Raw genomic sequence first — 3,356 nt, 5'->3', positions numbered from 1 at the left:
CCGTGGGAGAGGGTTAGGGAGAGGGCAGTAAGTCGCAGGTTTGCATCAAAGCCGATAACGCTTCCGTTACAACCCCGCCCACTGAAAGCAGCCTGCAACGAAACCAAAACGACAAACCACATCGTAAACCACCCAACCCATAGGAGAACCCCATGCAAAACGAAACCATCAACCTGAAACAGCACCTTGCCGCCATCAAAGAATACTGGCAGCCCGAAATCATCAACCGCCACGGGTTCCAATTCCGCCTGGTCAAACTTTTGGGCGATTACGGCTGGCATACGCACGGATACAGCGACAAAGTGCTGTTTGCCGTGGAGGGCGATATGGCGGTGGACTTTGCTGACGGCGGCAGCATGACGATACGCGAAGGCGAGATGGCGGTCGTGCCGAAGTCGTTGTCGCATCGCCCGCGTTCGGAAAACGGCTGCTCGGTGGTGCTGATTGAGTTGCCCGACCCATCCGAGGCCGCCTGAAAACGAAGTTTCCGAAGGGAGCTGAGTTTTTGCGAAGCTAAAAGCAGCCTGCACCTTCAATATGCCGAAAGCACAACCCCACCGCACACCAACACACAAAGGAAATCCCATGACACGCTTCAAATACTCCCTGCTGTTTGCCGCCCTGCTGCCCGTGTACGCGCAGGCCGATGTTTCTGTTTCAGACGACCCCAAACCGCAGGAAAGCACCGAATTGCCGACCATCACCGTTACCGCCGACCGCACCGCGAGTTCCAACGACGGCTACACCGTTTCCGGCACGCACACCCCACTCGGGCTGCCCATGACCCTGCGCGAAATCCCGCAAAGCGTCAGCGTCATCACATCGCAACAAATGCGCGACCAAAACATCAAAACGCTCGACCGCGCACTGTTGCAGGCGACCGGCACCAGCCGCCAGATTTACGGCTCCGACCGCGCGGGCTACAACTACCTGTTCGCACGCGGCAGCCGCATTGCCAACTACCAAATCAACGGCATCCCCGTTGCCGACGCGCTGGCCGATACGGGCAATGCCAACACCGCCGCTTATGAGCGCGTGGAAGTCGTGCGCGGCGTGGCAGGGCTGCTGGACGGCACGGGCGAGCCTTCCGCCACCGTCAATCTGGTACGCAAACGCCCGACCCGCAATCCCTTGTTTGAAGTCCGCGCCGAAGCGGGCAACCGCAAACATTTCGGGTTGGGTGCGGACGTATCGGGTAGCCTGAACGCCGAAGGCACGCTGCGCGGTCGCCTGGTTTCCACCTTCGGGCGCGGTGACTCGTGGCGGCAGCGCGAACGCAGCCGCGATGCCGAACTCTACGGCATTTTGGAATACGACATCGCACCGCAAACCCGCGTCCACGCAGGCATGGACTACCAGCAGGCGAAAGAAACCGCCGACGCGCCGCTCAGCTACGCCGTGTACGACAGCCAAGGTTATGCCACCGCCTTTGGCCCGAAAGACAACCCCGCCACAAATTGGTCGAACAGCCGCCACCGCTCGCTCAACCTGTTCGCCGGCATCGAACACCGCTTCAACCAAGACTGGAAACTCAAAGCCGAATACGACTACACCCGCAGCCGCTTCCGCCAGCCCTACGGCGTGGCAGGCGTGCTTTCCATCGACCACAGCACCGCCGCCACCGACCTGATTCCCGGTTATTGGCACGCCGACCCGCGCACCCACAGCGCCAGCGTATCATTGACCGGCAAATACCGCCTGTTCGGCCGCGAACACGATTTAATCGCGGGAATTAACGGCTACAAATACGCCAGCAACAAATACGGCGAACGCAGCATCATCCCCAACGCCATCCCCAACGCCTACGAATTTTCCCGCACGGGCGCCTATCCGCAGCCATCATCGTTTGTCCAAACCATCCCGCAATACAGCACCAGGCGGCAAATCGGCGGCTATCTCGCCACCCGCTTCCGCGCCGCCGACAAGCTTTCGCTGATTTTGGGCGGACGATACACCCGTTACCGCACGGGCGGCAGCTACGACAGCCACACCGGCGGCACGCCCACCATCCGCGCCAACCGTTTCACCCCCTACACAGGCATCGTGTTCGACCTGACCGACAACCTGTCGCTTTACGGCTCGTACAGCAGCCTGTTCGTCCCACAATCGCAAAAAGACGAACACGGCAGCTACCTGAAACCCGTAACCGGCAACAATCTGGAAGCCGGCATCAAAGGCGAATGGCTTGAAGGCCGTCTGAACGCATCCGCCGCCGTGTACCGCGCCCGTAAAAACAACCTCGCCACCGCAGCAGGACGCGACCCGAGCGGCAACACCTACTACCGCGCCGCCAACCAAGCCAAAACCCACGGCTGGGAAATCGAAGTCGGCGGACGCATCACGCCCGAATGGCAGATACAGGCAGGCTACAGCCAAAGCAAAACCCGCGACCAAGACGGCAGCCGCCTGAACCCCGACAGCGTGCCCGAACACAGCTTCAAACTCTTCACCGCCTACCACTTCACCCCCGAAGCCCCCAGCGGCTGGACCATCGGTGCGGGTGTACGCTGGCAGAGCGAAACCCACACCGACCCTGCCACGCTCCGCATCCCCAATCCCGCCACCAAAGCCCGCGCCGCCGACAACAGCCGCCAAAAAGCCTACGCCGTCGCCGACATCATGGCGCGTTACCGCTTCAACCCGCATGCCGAACTGTCGCTGAACGTGGACAACCTGTTCAACAAACACTACCGCACCCAGCCCGACCGCCACAGTTACGGCGCACTGCGGACAGTGAACGCAGCGTTTACCTATCGGTTTAAATAAGGTCGTCTGAAAACGAGGTTTCCGAAGGAAGTCGAGTTTCTGCGAAGCTAGAGTGCAGCTTCTGAAAGTACAGCTTCAACAAGAGTTAAAAATTGCCTGAACCTTAAAAGCAGCCTGCAACCCGTCCTCTCTCCCCGTGGGAGAGGGTTAGGGAGAGGGCAGTAAGCCGCAGGCTTGCATCAAAGCCGATAACGCTTTCACAAAGCCTGTGCGCTGAAAACGGAAAGGTCGTCTGAAAACGGAGCTTCTGAAGGAAGCGAGGTTTCTGCGAAGCTAAAACCGAAGCTGCAAAAGAAGCAAAAAGCAGCCTGCACGTTGGAAATACCGCCCAAGCAAACCTTTGGTTTGCCGCCCTCTCCCTAGCCCTCTCCCGCGGGGAGAGGGGATTGGGTTGCAGGCTGCTTTTAAGGTTCAGGCAATTTTTAACTTCGTTGAAGCTCCGTTTTCAGACGACCTTTTGGAACACCGCAGGCACACGCATCGAGCGGCTGAATCAAAGATTCAGACCGATGGCAGTCCGCACCCGAGTTTATGCGGCAAACAGCAAGGCTACGGCAGCCCGTCCCCTCTCCCCGTGGGAGAGGGTTAGG

Annotated in this window: 2 protein-coding genes; both read left to right on the top strand. The window is 59.5% G+C overall.

Going from position 1 to position 3,356, the window contains the following annotated elements; all coding sequences use genetic code 11:
* Positions 1 to 152: 152 nt before the first annotated feature.
* Positions 153 to 476 carry a cupin domain-containing protein gene (locus tag HMPREF3066_RS03015; protein ID WP_070440347.1) on the top strand — a complete coding sequence of 108 codons (324 nt, stop codon included), beginning with the start codon at positions 153 to 155 and terminating at the stop codon, positions 474 to 476.
* A gap of 109 nt (positions 477 to 585) precedes the next feature.
* Positions 586 to 2,766 (top strand): TonB-dependent iron piracy receptor TdfF, encoded by a 2,181-nt coding sequence (gene tdfF, locus HMPREF3066_RS03010; RefSeq protein ID WP_070440345.1) that lies wholly within the window; start codon positions 586 to 588, stop codon positions 2,764 to 2,766.
* Positions 2,767 to 3,356: the final 590 nt, after the last annotated feature.

Source organism: Neisseria sp. HMSC03D10 (assembly GCF_001807625.1).
Taxonomy (GTDB): Bacteria; Pseudomonadota; Gammaproteobacteria; order Burkholderiales; family Neisseriaceae; genus Neisseria; species Neisseria mucosa.
Note: the sequence above shows the minus strand (reverse complement) of the source record. Positions and strands in the feature narration are given on the sequence as shown.

What these genes read in the sequence shown, in the direction of transcription:
- HMPREF3066_RS03015 (WP_070440347.1), top strand. Translation starts at nt 153, where the DNA reads ATGCAAAACGAAACCATCAACCTGAAACAGCACCTTGCCGCCATCAAA.
- tdfF (WP_070440345.1), top strand. Translation starts at nt 586, where the DNA reads ATGACACGCTTCAAATACTCCCTGCTGTTTGCCGCCCTGCTGCCCGTG.